Source organism: Pseudoalteromonas sp. SD03 (assembly GCF_040937955.1).
Lineage (GTDB): Bacteria > Pseudomonadota > Gammaproteobacteria > Enterobacterales > Alteromonadaceae > Pseudoalteromonas > Pseudoalteromonas tetraodonis.
In genome coordinates this window covers 1993420-2008802 of the sequence record NZ_CP162514.1, presented here as the reverse complement: position 1 = coordinate 2008802, position 15383 = coordinate 1993420, and the positions used below count along the sequence as shown (strand labels likewise).

Sequence of the window (15383 nt, the reverse complement as noted above, 5' to 3'; positions counted from 1 at the left end):
ACCAATAAACTATTCACTTAATTACCAAGCCACAGCACACATCGCTTACCTATGAGCTAATTAAAGAGCCGTTTTAAGCTGCTGAATAAATTGCTCGGTCATGGCTATTTCACACTCTTTATAAGTTACTACAGCTTGTTGTGCATTAGGTTGTTTTAGCATGTAGCGCCATTGGCAGCTTCTTTGAATGTAGTTGTCTTTAGCGTTAATGCTTAGCTTAAATAATGACAAAATTTGGGTGTTGCCGGTTTCGCTTTCTAATGCAGATAGTTCAAAGGTACGCTTTTGGATCCAGCTATCTTGTTCTTGCTGTACTCTATTTAGTTTGGCATCTAAACATTGTGTATATGCTTTGATTTGTTCGGGTAGGGCGTTTTTTTCAAGTGTGCATTCAAGCGGCGCTGCAACGCTTGGAACAGCCCAAGCAAATAACAGAGCTAGAGTAAAAAAAAGGATATAGTTATTTTTTTTCATGGTAATTAAACTCGAGAATAAATTTTGCGCCGCCCAAACGTTGCGACTGAGAAATAGTTAACAACCCGTGATACGACTTCACCAAGTCAGATACAATCGCCATGCCAACACCATGGCCACTTTCGTAAGTATCAAGGCGAGTACCGCGTTGAAGCAATGACTCGCGTTTGTCTGGTTGAATACCCGGGCCGTCATCACAAATACTAATGCTAAGTGTTTTAGCTTGTGAAACGTCAATACTTACTTGGGAGCGACAGGCTTTGCAGGCATTATCTATTAAGTTACCTAATAACTCCATTAAATCGGTTTTATCGCCTAAAAAGTAATCTTTATCACTCACTTTGCAATTAAATATGATGTCTTTATCGCGATAAACTTTACCCATCGCACTTAAAATAGAGTCGATAACCGGTTTGATGGGGGTTTGCTTTTTCCATGTATCGGAAGCCCCAGTAGCAGCACGTTTTAATTGGTGCTCGATCATCACATTAATTCTGTCGAGTTGTTCTTGTGCATCGGCATCATTGGCTAGTGGGCTTGATTTTAATACAGCTAACGGCGTTTTAAGTGCATGTGCTAAATCGCTGAGTGAGGCGCGGTAGCGCTCTTTTTGGCGTTGCTGCGACTCTAATAATAGGTTGAGGTCGGCTTTTATTGTTTGTAGTTCAACGGGGTATAAGCCTTTAATTTCTTGAATATCGCCTGATTCAATAGCTTTTATTTCTTTATCTAGGCGCTGCAGCGGCCTTGCACTCCAAATAAAACCAATAGCCATTAACCCTGCTATAGCAATCCCCATTATAAACATCCAATCGACTAAGGTTTGTTTAAACCCGTCCATTAAACGCAGTAGGGCGTCGTTGCGTTTTAATAAAATAAATCGTGCTTGCTCTGATTGGTCAATATTATTAAGAATGACCGTTAAGCTTAACTGCCAATAGGCGGTGTTGTTATAAACCACGCGTCTAAAGTCTGCAGCACCGGCTTTGGGTTCTATATACTGAGGTACAAAATTAACGTTAACCGCTGACTCAGAATGCCAAATAGGCACATCGTCACGGTATATCATGGCGTAGGTGTCTGAGTTTAGGTTATTGAGTTCGGGCGTTAAGATAGAGCTGGGCATGATAATACCGCGCTCGGTAAAATCAACCTCGGAGATGAGTGAATACAGGTGCGCTTCGAGGTTTTTTTCGGTGGCATCAACAAGTGACGCGTAATACGCCTTACCTATGGAGTAAAACAAAATAGGTAAGGCAACTAATAAAACAAAGACAAGGATAAATCCTTGCCTTATTTTTAACGAAATTTGCGGTGCTACCACTGGCTTTTAAGCCTGTAACCACGCCCACGTAGTGTTTCTACTGGGTTAAGCACACCGTCAGGGTCGAGCTTTTTACGTAAACGCAATACAAACACTTCAATGACGTTTGAATCAAGATCGAAATCTTGGTCATAAATATGTTCTGTTAACTCAGACTTTGAAATTACTTTTTGCGGGTTAACCATTAAGTATTCAAGTACTTTATATTCGTATGCGGTTAAGCTTAGCTCTTTGTCGTTTACCCACACTTGTTGTGAACGCGTATGAATTTTAATAGGGCCGGCTGTCATTTCTGGGTTTGCTTTACCTGCACTTCGACGAATAAGCGCATTACAGCGAGCAATGAGTTCTTCAACATGAAATGGCTTAGTTAGGTAGTCGTCAGCGCCCGCATCGAGGCCTTCAACTTTGTCTTGCCAGCGATCGCGCGCCGTTAAAATTAAAATAGGGATAGTGATCCCTTGGGCGCGAGCTTTGTTTATAAGCTCTATGCCATCTATTTTAGGCAGGCCTAAATCAACCACTGCCATGTCTAAAGGGTATTCTGTTATATGAAAAAGGCCTGCTTCGCCATCGTGACATAAATCAACACTGTAACGCTCTTTTTCTAATGCATTGCGCAGATTATCTGCCAAATGTAAATCATCTTCTATTACTAAAATTCGCATTGGTTAATCCTTTTTCACTTCGCCAGTTTTTTTGTTTATCTTCAAATCGACGACGTGGCCGTCAGCTTTTAAAATTCGTACTGTATAAAATTGTGTTTCTTCTGAAATTTTTAATGTTGTACCGTCTGTGGTTTGTTTTGCAAGTATTACTGCTTTCTTTTTGCTTATCTCAATTTTATCGGGTGTGCTGTTAGTATTATTTGCATGGGCAACATTAGCCAAACAAAAAACAGCAATTAAATTGAGTGTTAATAATACACGCATTACGAAACTCCTAGAACATACCTGCTTAGCCTAAAAAACTAAGCCACTAAAATTTAATTACTCTATTGGGTATTTAAATTTTTATAAGACAAAGTCTAATTAAAAATGAGTGAACAAACCCTGAATTACTGGTTGCAGTTAAACAGGGGAACTCACATTAATGTTAAGCAGGGAACACTTTTTTGAATGGTTTAACGATTGAGTTTTCATATACGCCACCCGCAACATAAGGATCATCTGCGGCCCATTCTCTGGCATCTTCTAAAGAGTTAAATTCAGCAATCACTAAAGAGCCAGTAAAGCCCGCATCTTGAGGGTCTTCACTATCAACCGCTGGAAGGGGTCCGGCTGTTAATAGTCGGCCTTCGTTTTCTAGCGTTTGTAAACGTGCTAAATGAGCAGGGCGAGCGGCTTTTCTGTGCTCTAAGCTGTTCTGGACGTCCGTTGAATAAATCATATACAACATAAAAATACTCTCAAAACTTGTTAAATTTAATTAACTGCATACTAGCATAGCGTTGATAAATGGTGAATTAAAAGTGTTTATGGCGATGTTTACAGCAAGAATGTTTTTTTACGCGGTAATTGCTTGAAAAGCGTTGTGTAACACTGGTAGAGTCCCTTGGATAAGATAAATAATAACAAGGTTATTACATGAGTGAAAATAGAGAGCACTTTAGCTCCCGCTTAGGATTTATATTAGCAGCGGCGGGTTCTGCTGTGGGCATTGGTAACTTAGTAGGCTTTCCAGTTTCTGCGACTAAGAATGGCGGTGGTGCATTTTTGCTCGTCTATGCTTTGTTCGTCGCATTCATTTGTTTACCCGTCATGATGGCCGAAATGGCTATGGGTCGCCACGCACAAAAAGATCCTCTTGGTGCATACAAGGCGTTAGCTAATAACGACAAAAAATGGAAGTTTGCTGGCTTTTTAGCCGTGTTAACGCCATTTATGATTGCCGTTTTTTACATGGTGATCACGGTGTGGATTTTTGGTTACTTAAGCCAAACCGCATTTGGTAATTTGGATAAGTTGGCAAACCCTGGGCACTTTGATGAGTTTATTAACAGCTACACGGTGTTTGGCTACATGGCACTGGTTGTGGTGATTGTTAACTTAATATTGGTCGGTGGCGTAAAAGATGGCATAGAAAAAGCGGCTAAATTTTTGATGCCGGCGTTATTTGTCATGCTTATCATATTAGTGGGTTACGTACTCACCCTTGATAACGCAATGGCGGGTGTGAAGTACTATATTATTCCTGATTTTAGTAAAATGAATGCCAGTGTTCTTAATGGCGCATTGAGCCAAGCGTTTTTCTCATTGTCGTTAGGTATGGGTATTTTAATTACGTATGCCTCTTACATTTCTAAAAAAGATGACATTGTGGGCAGTGCGAAAATGGTTGCCATTACCGACTCATTAGTTGCCTTTGTTGCAGGCTTGATGGTGTTACCGGCTATTTTTAGCTTTGACCCAAATACCGATCCGACAAAGTTATCTGACTCGTCAGTTTCAATGATTTTTGTGTACTTACCAAAAATCTTATTAGCGTTACAACACGATATTGGCTACTTTGGCGCATCAGCCGTGGCGTTTATTTTCTTTTTGCTGGTATTTTTTGCTGCAATTACATCGTTGGTATCAATTGTAGAAGTGCCGACTGCCACACTAAGTGACCGTAAAGGCATTAGCCGTAAAAAAGCGCTAGGCATACTTACCTTATCAACCGGTGTGTTAACCATTATGTGTATTATGTCGTTTGGTATGATTGACAGCCTAACTACCTTTACTAGCTACGGCAGTGGTAACAAGAGCTTTTTTGATATTGTATATGACGTATTCTACGACACTATTTTACCACTCAATGGTTTAATGGTATGTTTGTTTGTAATGTATAAATGGAAGAAAGTTCGTTTAAGTGAAGAGCTAAGACAAGGTTCGCCTAATTATGCGAATAGCTTTATGGAAAAGTACGTTAACTTTTCATTACAAACATTTATCCCAGCGATTTTACTGCTTATTTTTGTAAACACCGTTGCGACCAAGTTTTTTAATATCAGTATTTTTGGTTTTTAATTAAAACTTAATTTAATAAAGCCGCGCTTATCGCGGCTTTTTGTTGCGGTTAGTTAATTCAGTGCACCCGAATCTAAGTAGTCACCAATCCCCAATGTAAACATCCAAATGCCCCATAAGCTGTGCTCAATAACACAGGCAAAAGTTGAGCGACTTTGTGCGTAGGTATAGGCAAACAGCAAGCCACCGACAAACGCTAAACTAACAGCTATCCAATTGGCGTAAATAATATGTGCCAATGCAAATACACTGGCGCTAATAATAATGCGCAACCATTTACTGGGCATAATGCGCTTATAGCGATGAAAAAAATACGTTCTAAATATTAACTCTTGCGGGATCACCGACAATAAAGGGTAGAGCAGCAATAGCATCAGCCAATCGGTGAGGTTTTCACGCGGTAAAGTAAACCAGTGTCCTTGGTAGAGTAGGTTATAAAACACCCCTGAAAATAATGCGCCAATAAAGAAAAAGCTAAACATACGGCGCTTCACAGCAGAAAACTGCCCCATACTGGTTAATCTAAAGCGCTTAAAGTGAATGTCGTTTAGCAGCAGCATACAGCACACACTCATTAAAATGATCAGTGCTGGAATAAGCCAGTTAGATAAATACTGGCGAATATTAAAGCCAATTAAAGGCAGGATGATAAAAATAAAGGTAAATTCAAACCAGCGGTATTGATTAGCGTTCACGTTTGCTCACGGTGATTTTTATTTCACCTTAGCAAGCGATTAAGTCATCTTTATGACTATAAAACAGCCAAGCTGATTATATTTAAACCCAATGACTTTCACTAAGGCCCTTAGCCCTCGGTTAAGGTTGACTTACCCCCTTGCAACCCTTAGCCTGCCTGCTTTTATTTTTACATCATTGTATTGCCACGCTAGTTGGCTAAAGCCAGCGCGTGTATTTAGGAGCAAAAAATGAATAAGGCAGAACTTGTTACAGCCATGGCACACACGAGCGAGTTAACAAAAAAAGAGGCGCAATTAGCGTTAACCAGCTTACAAAAGGTGATTACCAAATCATTGTCTGAAGGCGATCAGGTACAAATATCTGGTTTTGGCACTTTTGCATTAAGTTATTACCCAGCCCGTACGGGTCGTAATCCACAAACAGGCGAAGCAATAGAAATAGAAGGGGCTAATAAAGCCGTATTTAAGCCAGCCAAAGCGTTAAAAGACAGCCTTTAATTGTCAATGCCTGTAAGGGAGTTTTGTTATTCAAACAAAGCATGTACCTTGCAGGCTATTTTTATTATTACTAAGTGGCTGTGTAGTATCTGCAACCACTGTAAATAATTTACATAGCACTCTCATCTCTTTATATAAAACGCCAATATTATCAGTATGTTATTTTTGGTATGTGATATGCAAACCTCTCTGTGTATCAAAAAATAAGATAAGGAGTATTTAATGAGTAATTTACATAGCAGCACCCGTTTACAAGGTAAAAAAATTGCCATTTTAGCCACCGATGGATTTGAACAAAGTGAGCTACTTTCGCCGCAAAGCGCATTAATAGAGGCGGGCGCCGATATAGAGGTGGTGTCTATTAAAGAAGGGCAGATCACAGGTTGGAATAAAGATAATTGGGGTGAAAAAGTAACCGTTGATAAATTAGCTGCCGATGCCAATGCCGCTGACTACGATGCACTTTTATTGCCGGGTGGTTTGTTTAATCCCGATAGCTTACGTCAAAATACAGATGCCAAAGCGTTTGTTGATGGCTTTTTTGGAGCTAAGAAAAACAAACCCGTGGCCGCTATTTGCCACGCGCCGTGGTTATTAGCTGAAATTAATAAGCTCAGAGATAAAAAGGTGACTTCCTTCCCTAGTATTAAAAGCGATTTAATTAACGCCGGAGCTCACTGGGTAGATCAAGAAGTGTGTGTTGATAACGGCTTAGTCACTAGCCGCAGCCCTGCAGATTTAGATGCATTTAATGCAAAATTTATTGAAGAAATACTCGAAGGTAAGCACCAAGCGCACTAGCTCTGGGCTTTTAAATAGAAAAGGGCATATTACATGCCCTTTTTTATTGATAATGATAAAACACAGCTCGCTATTAAAGCGCAGTAGCGGCTTTCATATCGCTTACAAATGTTTTTAGCTGCGAGGTCATCGCATCTAAATCATCTAAGTTTGCTTCAATAATTTTTACCACAGCAGAGCCCGAAATAGCCCCCGCAGCACCGGCTTTAAGTGCCGCTTTTACATCTTCAGGCGTCGAAATACCAAAGCCTAATAATGCAGGTGCACTGTGGTACTCTTGTAAGCGCGTAACCACATGGGTTGCTGGCATTTGTGCTTTTGTGTCTGTACCTGTTACCCCAGAACGAGAAAGCAAGTAGGTGTAGCCACGGCCGTATGATGCACATTCACGCAGGGTATCGTCACTGGCGTTCGGTGTAGCGATAAAAATCGGGTCGATACCATTGGCCATGGCGGCTTTTCTAAACATTTTAGACTCATGTAATGGCACATCAGCCACTAAAATAGAGTCAACACCCACTGCTTTTGCATCGGTGTAAAACTTTTCTAAGCCACGTTTAAATATTAAGTTTGAATATAATAACAAACCAATTGGAATGTCGGCGTTATATTCACGGATCTCTTTAATAATATCAAAGCAGTCTTGCGTATTAATATGCACGTTTAAGGCACGAATATTGGCTTTTTGAATGACAGGGCCATCGGCAATCGGGTCGGAAAAAGGAATACCTAATTCAAGCCCGTCAGCACCGCCATCAATTAAGCTTTTAATAATTTCGATGCTTTGCGCTTTACCTGGATCGCCAATGGTTACAAACGGTACAAAAGCACCCTGGTTTTGCTCTTTAAGCGCGGCAAACATTTGTCCATAACGGTCAGTTTTTACGTGGCTCATAGTTGACCTTCCTCTGATAATACCTTGTGTACGTGGGCTAAGTCTTTGTCTCCACGACCACTTAAATTAATAACAATGATACTGTCTTGCGTTTGCTCTTCTGCATATTCGAGGGCATAGGCTAGCGCATGACTTGATTCAAGCGCAGGAATAATCCCTTCGTGTTTAGCTAATGCTTGAAAGGCATCAAGTGCTTTGGTGTCGGTAATACCGACATATTGAGCACGGCCAGTTTCGTGCAAAAAGGCATGTTGAGGGCCAACTGCGGGGTAATCTAGTCCCGCCGATACAGAGTAAGACTCTTCAATTTGGCCATCTGTATTTTGCATAATATAAGTGTAAGTACCGTGCAAAATACCTTTTGTTCCTTTACAGATAGTCGCGCCATGTTCGTGCGTGTCTAACCCTTTACCTGCAGGTTCAACGCCAATGAGTTTAACGCTTGGCTCATCAATAAAATCGGTAAACATACCAATTGCGTTAGACCCACCGCCTACACACGCAATAACCGCATCAGGCAAACGGCCTTCGGCTTTAAGTACTTGTTGTTTTGCTTCTTCACCAATAATTTTTTGATATTCACGTACAATAGTCGGGAATGGGTGAGGACCCGCTGCAGTACCTAAAAGGTAATGAGCCTCTTGATAATTGGCAGACCAATCACGCAGTGCCTCGTTAACCGCATCTTTTAATGTACCCGAGCCTGCAGTTACCGGAATAACTTCAGCGCCCATGAGTTTCATTCTAAATACATTTGGTTGTTGGCGTTCAACATCTTTTGCACCCATATAAATGCGGCATTTTAGTCCAAGTAACGCACAGGCAAGTGCCGTTGCAACGCCGTGCTGGCCGGCGCCTGTTTCAGCTATGACTTCTTTTTTACCCATACGTTTGGTAAGCAGAGCTTGGCCTAAAACTTGGTTTGTTTTGTGCGCACCACCGTGGAGTAAATCTTCACGCTTTAAGTACAGTTTTACTTTTGGGTTTTTAACTAAGTTACGCGTTAAAGTAAGCGGGGTAGGACGACCTGCATACTCGTTAAGTAATTTACTTAGTTCTGCCTGAAATTCAGGATCTTTTTGTGCTTTATTAAATTCGTTTTCTAACTGCTTAAGCGCAGGGACAAGCAGTTCGGGTACAAACATACCGCCAAACTCGCCAAAATAAGCTGGATTTTGCATTTTAACCTCAATAATTTCTGATACTTGTAAAAGCATGATGTAGTTTGTTTGCACACTTTTTACCTGGAGACTCTTCAACACCTGAATTTAAATCAAGCCCAAGAGCACCTTGAAAAAGTGCATCGCTAATATTGTCTGGGTTTAAGCCGCCAGCAAGCATAAATGGGGTCGTTGCATCGCGAAGTACCGACCAATCAAATGTTTTGCCTGTGCCGCCAGCCTGTGAATCACTGTGAGTGTCGTATAAATGGCGATCGGCTCCTATAATCGGTTGAGGCAAAGCATCTTTGATGGCCTGTGCTTTCCATATTTCACAATGACGTGGTAGTTCATTACGTAACGATGCAATGTAATGTGCATCTTCTTGTCCATGTAATTGAACAGCAGACAGTTTTAGTTGTTTAGCGTGCTCAGTAACCTCTGCTATGGCGGCATTAACAAACACCCCAACAAATTTTAAAGGGGCACTTTGGCTGATTTCTTTGGCGCAATCTAAATCGACAAAGCGCGGTGATTTTGGATAAAAAATTAATCCGCCATAAAGGGCACCGTTGTCGTAAGCCGCAATGGCATCTTGATTACGGGTTAATCCACAAACCTTGTTTTCGCCTAGGATTACGCGGCGACACGCTTGTAATAAATCAGCCTCAGCCATTAATGAGCTGCCAATTAAGAATCCATTACATAAAGGCGCTAAACGCTTTACATCTTGATGGGTATAAATACCTGACTCTGAAATAACCACTTTATCGTTAGGAATAAGCTTACGTAGTCGCTCGGTTGTGGCTAAGTCGGTGCTTAAATCGCGCAAGTCACGATTATTAATCCCAATTATTTGTGCATTGAGTGCCAGTGCACGATGCACTTCTTCTTCGTTACTCACCTCAGTTAGTACCGACATATTTAACGAATCGGCGACGGCATGAAGCGCTTTATACTGCTCATCGTTAAGCACTGATAGCATCAGTAAAATAGCGTCACCACCATAAATACGTGCCATATAGACTTGGTATTCATCAATAAAAAAGTCTTTACAAATAAGTGGCTGCTCTACTTGGCTGCGCACAAACTCAAGGTAATCAAAGCTACCCTGAAAGTACTTTTCGTCAGTTAATACACTCATACAAGTGGCATACTGCTTATACGCTTGGGTGATTTCTGTTAAATCAAACGGCTGACGAATTAACCCTTTAGAAGGCGATGCTTTTTTGCACTCTAAAATAAACTGCGTGCCAGGTGCTGCTAACGCTTGATAAAAGCTACGCTCAGTCGGTTCAGCTTGATGCTTAAAGCTCTCAAGTGGGCGTGCCGCTTTGCGTTCAATGAGTTCTATTTTTTTATCGGCAATAATTTTGTCTAATACATTAGCCATGACTTACCTCAATAATTGCATTTAGTGTGTCCATGGCCTTGCCTGAACGTAATAATGAGTGTGTTATTTGTGCACCTTGTTTTAACGATTGTGCTTGGCCAGTTAAGTACAGCAATGCAGCAACGTTAACAATAATAGCGGCGTTATGTGCCTCGCTACCTTTGCCCTGTAAAATGGCAAGGCTGGCGTTTGCATTGTATTGTGGGCCTTCACCGGCTAATTGTTCAAGTGAATAGTTTGCAAGGTCAAAATCACTAGGGTTGAGTGTGTATTGGGTGATTTTGCCGTTATCCAGCTCAACAACCTGTGTTGGGCCATGCAAGGCAATTTCGTCGGTGCCAGAGCCGTGAACTATCATAGCGCGTTTAGTGCCCAGAGTATGAAGAGTTTGCGCCATAGGTAGGCACAAAGATTCATCGTATACCCCCAGTAATTGAACATCTGGAGCAGCGGGATTAGCTAGCGGCCCAAGAATATTAAAAATAGTACGGGTTTTTAAAGTGGTTCGTACGTTCATCGCATGGCGCACGCCGCTGTGATAGTGCGGTGCAAATAAAAAGGTAAAATTTGTATGTTCAAGGCATTTAGCCGCTTGTGTGGGAGTCATATCAATATTGATCCCCAAGGCTTTGAGTAAATCAGCAGACCCTGAGTTACTCGATACACTGCGATTGCCATGTTTTACCATATTAACACCGGCAGCGGCTGCCACAATTGCCGCGGTTGTACTGATATTAATAGTGTTCGAACCATCGCCACCGGTACCACAGCTATCGGCAAGTTGAGTTTTATTGGTTATAAATGCCACGGCGTTTTCACGCATTGAGGCCGCGGCACCGGCGATTTCATCGCTTATTTCACCTTTCATTTTAAGGCTAATTAACAGTGCAGAGAGCTCAATATCGCTCATATTCCCTTGCATTATTTGATCAAAAAGTGTTTTTGCTTGTGCATAGCTCAATGATTGCTTGGCAATAACGTGCTCAATAGCCTGTTGAACATTAAGCGAGTTTTGTAATTGTGTAGTCATAATGTTCCCTTTATTTGGCACGCGTTAAATAGGCAACGCTTTGCTGTAGCAGCATAGCGCCATTGGGCGTTAAAATAGATTCTGGGTGGAATTGATAACCCAGCGCAGTGTCTTGATGATGATAAATAGCCATTGGAATATCTTGATACTTTGCAATAACCGCTAAGTTATCAGGCACTTTTTTGGCCATTAATGAGTGATAACGCGCCACTGGCATAGTGCTGCCCATCCCGTTAAATACCGGGTGATCGTCTAACTCAATAATTGATGACTTACCATGTACGGTTTCACCAGCATGACCGATTACTCCGCCATAACTTTGTGTTAGTGCTTGTTGGCCTAAACAAATGCCCAGCATCGGGAATTTACCTTTGCACAAGCTAATCAACTCCATTAGGCAACCCGCATCACTGGGTGCCCCTGGGCCTGGCGATAAAACCAGTAATACCTGCTTATGCTCTGCCTGCATTTTGTTGAATATTACTTCAGCGCTAATGTTATTTCTGTAAACAACTAACTCAGCACCTAGCATTGTTAGTTCATCAACAAGGTTATAGCTAAATGAGTCAAAGTTATCTAAAAAGTAAATTTTAATAGGGTGTGCTTCACTCATTTTATACAGCCTCATATGTCGATTTAATCGCGGTGATCACCGCCTGTGCTTTAGCGCGGGTTTCGTTAGCCTCTGACATTGGGTCTGAATCAAACACAACCCCAGCGCCAGCTTGCACATAAGCAATATTATTTTTAACAAAGGCTGCACGAATAACAATACAGCTATCCATTGCACCATCACCAGTTAAATAGCCAACTGCGCCGCCATAACTGCCGCGGCGTTTTCCTTCGGTTTGGCGCACAAGCTCTGCAGCTCTTACCTTTGGCGCGCCCACTAATGTGCCCATGTTCATACAGGCTTGATAAGCATGTAGGGCATCTAGTTCGGGTTTTAATTTCCCCACCACGCGCGACACTAAGTGCATTACTTGTGAGTAACGGTCTACTTTTAATAGCTCTTTGGCATGGCGCGTACCCGGCACGCTAATGCGGGCCACATCATTACGCGCTAAATCAACCAGCATTAAATGCTCTGCACGTTCTTTTTGATCGTTTCTAAGCTCAAGCTCAATACGGCTATCTAAATCAGGGTTGATTTGTCCATTAGCAAATTTGCCGCGAGGGCGTGTGCCGGCAATCGGATAAACCTCGACCTGTTGAGATTGAACTTCGTATTTAAGCGCGGACTCAGGAGATGCGCCAAATAATGAGAAATCTTCATCGCGCATATAAAACATGTACGGACTAGGGTTTTGTTTTTTTAGCTGGCTGTAGGCATGTAAAGAGTCAGGGCAGGGTAGTGAGAAGGTACGAGAAGGCACCACTTGAAAAATATCGCCATCGACTATGTGTTGCTTGAGCTTAATTACTTGCTGGCAGTATTGCTCATCACTAATATCAACACTCACTGGGCAGTCGCCAGTTTGGCTTGGTGCGTTAAAGTCAGCAGCATGGTCGCATAATGTATTCAAACGCTCTAATTGTTTGCCTACTTCAAAGCAGTTTGCATGTACATCAGGGCCATTAAATACGTTACCAATTAATTCCGTTGTTTGTTTTTGATGATCAATAACAACCAGTGTTTCTGCTAAATAAAAAACATAGTCTGGACAGGTGTTTTCCCCGTCGGGTACATCGGTGAGTTGTTCAAAATTAGCCACCATGTCGTAGGCAAATACGCCGCCTAAAAACACCGAGAATGGATTGTTGGTGGTACTTTTAATGCTATTTAAACAGCTGCGTAATGCACTAAAAGCGTTATCTGCAATCAGCTTACTGGCTTGGTCAATGGTGTCATCTACTGGGTGATACTCCAGTGTTAATGTGGTATCGGATAACTGTGATGCGCAGTTTTTTACATTAGCTTGTAAATAACTGAGTAACTGCTGACCATTATTTGATTGTGCTGTTACGCTCACTTGATTGCCTTGGCAGACAATACGCAGTGCACAATCAACGAGTATTAAGCTTTTTACGCTATCTTTAGAATCTATCTCTGCAGATTCAAGTAATAGTGAGTTAGGTTTATCAAGTGCTGCATACAATGCAAGTGGACTACTTATGTAGTCTCGTACTTGCGTTATGCTGGTCACTTCACCTGGTGTTGTTGTTATATGACTAAAAATCAAACCTCATCCCCTAAAAAAATAAAACCCCGCAATGCTAAGCAGTGCGGGGTTTGAATAACGATGTCTAAATTATAGATAGACCATTACCGTCCCGCTATGCCAGGCGCCACCACCAATGATGTGTAAGAGTGTTTACGTTATTCATGTTTTTAATTCCTGTTAATCTTGTATTGCAAAATTTAGTGATAAAAAAACCCGCATGGTAGCGGGTTAGAATTTTTTGTTTAGACACGACAATTCATCACCCTTGATTTTAAGAGTGCCACCACCAAATGATGTTGTGAATTGTATTTTTCATTGTTGTTAATTCTTTAATGTCTAAAAGTGGCTACAGTAAAACGTATCAACTGCTTTTGTGTCAAGTGTTTATTTAAAACAATTTAGTTAAAAACTTGTTATACTGGGTGAAACACCGTTAAACCCTAAATTTAAGTAGTTTTCATTTGATAAAATACGACCTACATAGTCACACCACGCACTCAGACGGCCACTTAACCGTTGAGGAATTATTAGCGCGAGCAGTCGATAAAAATATTGATGTATTTGCTATTACCGATCACGATACGGTGGCTGCTATTGAACCTGCACAGGCTTTTATCAAACGTGAAAACTTGCCGCTTAAACTTATTAACGGGGTTGAAATATCAACCAAGTGGGAAAGTTTTGAAATTCATATTGTTGGACTAAATATTGATACCAACGATAGTACCTTGCATACGTTACTGAGCGAGCAGCAGCAAAAACGCGAAACCCGCGCGATAGAGATTGGCCATCGACTAAATAAAAACGGATTCGATGGTATTTACCAACAAGCTCGCGAGCTGGCCGAAAATGCACAAATTACTCGCGCTCACTTTGCCAGAGCATTGATTGAGCGTGGTGTAGCTAAAAACTTTCCTGGGGTATTTAAAAAGTATTTAGGGCGAGGTAAAACCGGTTACGTGCCAAGTAATTGGTGTGATATGCAAACAGCTATTGCGGCGATTCATGCCGCAGGTGGGGTGGCCGTTTTAGCGCACCCAAGTAGCTATAAAATGTCGAACAAATGGCTACGTAAATTGTTAGTGGAATTTAAATCAGTAGGCGGAGATGCAATGGAAGTTGCTCAGCCGCAGCAGGCGCCAAGTGAACGTCAGTTTTTAGGGCTATTGAGCCAAGAATACGAGCTACTTTGCTCACAAGGCTCTGATTTTCATTTTCCGACTAGCTATTTAGAACTTGGAAAAAATTTATACTTACCTAAAGATTGCCAAGGGGTTTGGCAAACATGGGAAAAGCACGAAGGAGTTGCATTATGAGTCAATTATTTCATATACATCCAGATAATCCACAGCCTAGATTAATTTCTCAAGCTGTTGATATTATTAAACAAGGCGGCGTAGTTGTGTATCCTACAGATTCAGGATACGCGATAGGCTGTAATTTAGGTAATAAGCAAGCTAAAGAGCGCATTGAACGTATTCGTGGTATTGAAAAACATCACAATTTTACTTTGGTATGCCGTGATTTATCTGAGCTGTCTACTTATGCGCGTGTTGATAACCAAATGTTTAGGCTTATTAAAAATAATACCCCAGGGCCTTACACGTTTATTTTTAAAGGTACAAAAGAAGTGCCTAAGCGGTTATTAAACGACAAGAAAAAAACCATAGGCATACGTGTTATAGAGCACCCAATAGCGTGTGCTTTATTAGCTGAGCTGGGTGAGCCCTTAATGTCGTGCTCACTTATTTTACCGGGCGAAGAGTTTACTCAAGCTGATCCCGATGACATTTTAGAGCGCCTTGATAAACATGTGGATTTAATTATTCATGGTGGGTATTTACCTGAGCAGGCGACCACAGTGATTGATTTATCAGAAGATGATATTCAAATTCTTCGTGTTGGTTGCGGTGATACAACGCCATTTGAATAAC

At 41.4% G+C, this 15383-nt stretch carries 17 protein-coding genes; 5 read left to right on the top strand and 12 right to left on the bottom strand.

Annotated elements, in window-relative coordinates:
- Positions 1-60: 60 nt before the first annotated feature.
- The 5 genes from ABZP26_RS09350 to ABZP26_RS09330 form a co-directional block, all read right to left on the bottom strand.
- Entirely contained in the window at positions 61-474 is a 414-nt protein-coding gene (locus tag ABZP26_RS09350; RefSeq protein ID WP_033103343.1) for a hypothetical protein, read from the bottom strand.
- A complete protein-coding gene (locus ABZP26_RS09345) occupies positions 461-1798 on the bottom strand; it encodes an ATP-binding protein (protein WP_028835133.1) in 1338 nt (445 codons plus the stop codon). Before ABZP26_RS09345 ends, ABZP26_RS09350 begins: the two co-directional genes overlap by 14 nt.
- Positions 1792-2466, bottom strand: a complete 675-nt coding sequence (locus tag ABZP26_RS09340; RefSeq protein WP_008109187.1) for a response regulator transcription factor — start codon at positions 2464-2466, stop codon at positions 1792-1794. The genes ABZP26_RS09345 and ABZP26_RS09340 overlap by 7 nt, the downstream gene beginning before the upstream one ends.
- Positions 2467-2469: 3 nt before the next feature.
- The gene (locus ABZP26_RS09335; RefSeq protein ID WP_016900388.1) at positions 2470-2730 is read right to left on the bottom strand and encodes a PepSY domain-containing protein; all 261 of its coding nucleotides are present in this window, start codon (positions 2728-2730) and stop codon (positions 2470-2472) included.
- Between the two features lie 163 nt (positions 2731-2893).
- Complete coding sequence (locus ABZP26_RS09330; protein WP_016900387.1) at positions 2894-3196, bottom strand: YciI family protein; 303 nt, start codon at positions 3194-3196, stop codon at positions 2894-2896.
- A 188-nt stretch (positions 3197-3384) separates the two neighbouring features.
- Between ABZP26_RS09330 and ABZP26_RS09325 the strand changes: the two genes are divergently transcribed.
- Entirely contained in the window at positions 3385-4809 is a 1425-nt protein-coding gene (locus ABZP26_RS09325; RefSeq protein ID WP_013465088.1) for a sodium-dependent transporter, read from the top strand.
- A gap of 53 nt (positions 4810-4862) precedes the next feature.
- Here ABZP26_RS09325 and ABZP26_RS09320 read toward each other — a convergent pair whose 3' ends face one another.
- Positions 4863-5504 carry a CPBP family intramembrane glutamic endopeptidase gene (locus ABZP26_RS09320; RefSeq protein ID WP_024603097.1) on the bottom strand — a complete coding sequence of 214 codons (642 nt, stop codon included), beginning with the start codon at positions 5502-5504 and terminating at the stop codon, positions 4863-4865.
- Positions 5505-5735: 231 nt separating this feature from the next.
- Here ABZP26_RS09320 and ABZP26_RS09315 point away from each other — a divergent pair, with 231 nt between their 5' ends.
- Together ABZP26_RS09315 and ABZP26_RS09310 are read left to right on the top strand one after the other, a co-directional pair.
- A complete protein-coding gene (locus ABZP26_RS09315; protein ID WP_058154739.1) occupies positions 5736-6005 on the top strand; it encodes an HU family DNA-binding protein in 270 nt (89 codons plus the stop codon).
- 222 nt (positions 6006-6227) lie between these two features.
- Positions 6228-6806 carry a type 1 glutamine amidotransferase domain-containing protein gene (locus tag ABZP26_RS09310; RefSeq protein WP_028835136.1) on the top strand — a complete coding sequence of 193 codons (579 nt, stop codon included), beginning with the start codon at positions 6228-6230 and terminating at the stop codon, positions 6804-6806.
- A 73-nt stretch (positions 6807-6879) separates the two neighbouring features.
- On the opposite strand, the gene trpA is transcribed toward ABZP26_RS09310, so the two are convergent.
- From trpA to ABZP26_RS09280, 6 genes are read right to left on the bottom strand one after another with little or no spacing between them, the layout of a single operon-like run.
- Positions 6880-7701 (bottom strand): tryptophan synthase subunit alpha, encoded by an 822-nt coding sequence (gene trpA, locus ABZP26_RS09305; protein WP_368484858.1) that lies wholly within the window; start codon positions 7699-7701, stop codon positions 6880-6882.
- Positions 7698-8882, bottom strand: coding sequence for a tryptophan synthase subunit beta (gene trpB, locus ABZP26_RS09300; protein WP_010390233.1), 1185 nt, complete (start codon positions 8880-8882; stop codon positions 7698-7700). The genes trpA and trpB overlap by 4 nt, the downstream gene beginning before the upstream one ends.
- Before the next feature lie 7 nt (positions 8883-8889).
- Complete coding sequence (trpCF, locus tag ABZP26_RS09295; RefSeq protein ID WP_368484857.1) at positions 8890-10254, bottom strand: bifunctional indole-3-glycerol-phosphate synthase TrpC/phosphoribosylanthranilate isomerase TrpF; 1365 nt, start codon at positions 10252-10254, stop codon at positions 8890-8892.
- The gene (gene trpD / locus ABZP26_RS09290) at positions 10247-11284 is read right to left on the bottom strand and encodes an anthranilate phosphoribosyltransferase (RefSeq protein WP_028835139.1); all 1038 of its coding nucleotides are present in this window, start codon (positions 11282-11284) and stop codon (positions 10247-10249) included. Before trpD ends, trpCF begins: the two co-directional genes overlap by 8 nt.
- 10 nt (positions 11285-11294) lie before the next feature.
- Positions 11295-11897: an aminodeoxychorismate/anthranilate synthase component II gene (locus ABZP26_RS09285; protein WP_028835140.1), complete on the bottom strand. Its 603-nt coding sequence runs from the start codon at positions 11895-11897 to the stop codon at positions 11295-11297.
- 1 nt (position 11898) lies between these two features.
- On the bottom strand, positions 11899-13467 hold the full coding sequence (locus ABZP26_RS09280) for an anthranilate synthase component 1 (protein ID WP_013465080.1): 1569 nt from the start codon (positions 13465-13467) through the stop codon (positions 11899-11901).
- A gap of 443 nt (positions 13468-13910) precedes the next feature.
- On the opposite strand from ABZP26_RS09280, the gene ABZP26_RS09275 reads away from it, so the two are divergent.
- Positions 13911-14765: a PHP domain-containing protein gene (locus tag ABZP26_RS09275; protein WP_368484856.1), complete on the top strand. Its 855-nt coding sequence runs from the start codon at positions 13911-13913 to the stop codon at positions 14763-14765.
- Complete coding sequence (locus ABZP26_RS09270) at positions 14762-15382, top strand: L-threonylcarbamoyladenylate synthase (RefSeq protein ID WP_013465078.1); 621 nt, start codon at positions 14762-14764, stop codon at positions 15380-15382. The genes ABZP26_RS09275 and ABZP26_RS09270 overlap by 4 nt, the downstream gene beginning before the upstream one ends.
- Position 15383: the final 1 nt, after the last annotated feature.

What these genes read in the sequence shown, in the direction of transcription:
- trpD (WP_028835139.1), bottom strand. Translation starts at nt 11,284, where the DNA reads ATGACTACACAATTACAAAACTCGCTTAATGTTCAACAGGCTATTGAG.
- ABZP26_RS09310 (WP_028835136.1), top strand. Translation starts at nt 6,228, where the DNA reads ATGAGTAATTTACATAGCAGCACCCGTTTACAAGGTAAAAAAATTGCC.
- trpA (WP_368484858.1), bottom strand. Translation starts at nt 7,701, where the DNA reads ATGAGCCACGTAAAAACTGACCGTTATGGACAAATGTTTGCCGCGCTT.
- ABZP26_RS09325 (WP_013465088.1), top strand. Translation starts at nt 3,385, where the DNA reads ATGAGTGAAAATAGAGAGCACTTTAGCTCCCGCTTAGGATTTATATTA.
- ABZP26_RS09270 (WP_013465078.1), top strand. Translation starts at nt 14,762, where the DNA reads ATGAGTCAATTATTTCATATACATCCAGATAATCCACAGCCTAGATTA.
- trpB (WP_010390233.1), bottom strand. Translation starts at nt 8,882, where the DNA reads ATGCAAAATCCAGCTTATTTTGGCGAGTTTGGCGGTATGTTTGTACCC.
- ABZP26_RS09335 (WP_016900388.1), bottom strand. Translation starts at nt 2,730, where the DNA reads ATGCGTGTATTATTAACACTCAATTTAATTGCTGTTTTTTGTTTGGCT.
- ABZP26_RS09315 (WP_058154739.1), top strand. Translation starts at nt 5,736, where the DNA reads ATGAATAAGGCAGAACTTGTTACAGCCATGGCACACACGAGCGAGTTA.
- ABZP26_RS09350 (WP_033103343.1), bottom strand. Translation starts at nt 474, where the DNA reads ATGAAAAAAAATAACTATATCCTTTTTTTTACTCTAGCTCTGTTATTT.
- ABZP26_RS09330 (WP_016900387.1), bottom strand. Translation starts at nt 3,196, where the DNA reads ATGTTGTATATGATTTATTCAACGGACGTCCAGAACAGCTTAGAGCAC.
- ABZP26_RS09340 (WP_008109187.1), bottom strand. Translation starts at nt 2,466, where the DNA reads ATGCGAATTTTAGTAATAGAAGATGATTTACATTTGGCAGATAATCTG.
- trpCF (WP_368484857.1), bottom strand. Translation starts at nt 10,254, where the DNA reads ATGGCTAATGTATTAGACAAAATTATTGCCGATAAAAAAATAGAACTC.
- ABZP26_RS09285 (WP_028835140.1), bottom strand. Translation starts at nt 11,897, where the DNA reads ATGAGTGAAGCACACCCTATTAAAATTTACTTTTTAGATAACTTTGAC.